This window comes from Ralstonia sp. OTU4908, assembly GCF_038440115.1.
Lineage (GTDB): Bacteria > Pseudomonadota > Gammaproteobacteria > Burkholderiales > Burkholderiaceae > Ralstonia > Ralstonia pickettii.
This window is the reverse complement of record NZ_JASATD010000104.1, coordinates 1-479: the sequence shown is the minus strand read 5'-3', so window position 1 is coordinate 479 and position 479 is coordinate 1. Positions and strand designations below refer to the sequence as shown.

Annotated in this window: 1 protein-coding gene; it reads right to left on the bottom strand. The window is 65.1% G+C overall.

The window, feature by feature from the left end; genetic code table 11:
* Nucleotides 1–13 precede the first annotated feature (13 nt).
* Nucleotides 14–479: phosphatase PAP2 family protein (locus AAHM38_RS25505; RefSeq protein ID WP_446740145.1), on the bottom strand; the 466-nt coding region annotated here is incomplete at its 5' end.

Genomic DNA, 479 nt, shown 5'->3' with positions numbered 1-479 from the left:
GCATGCTGCGGAATCAGCCAGAAAGTCCCTTCACGAGGGCGCCTTGTCGTGACATCAATGCTGAGCGCAACAACCCTGCTATAGCGACGCTGCTAGCCCCGAGCATCCAGCCGGCGACCACATCCGCCGGGAAATGCATCCCGGCGGCAACACGCGACCACCCGACCAACGCGGCGTAGAACACCAACGCGAGACGCCCCCGAAAACCCACCAAGGGCCAGAGTGCCCCGACCACAAGCGCTGCGAACGTCGAGTGCCCGCTCGGCAGGCTGTAGTGCAGTTCCGGCTCACCAATGACGTGCACGAGGTGGCCGAGTACCGCCGGTGGCCGTGGGAAATCCAGCCACCACTTCAAGGCGGAAGCGGCCAGCAGGGCAAGCGCGAAGGCCAACCCAAACGTGACGAGGCGTTGCCTGACAGCGCACGCGCGCGCTGGATTCGACGCTGATATCGACCACCGCCAGAGCCCCAGCAGCAAG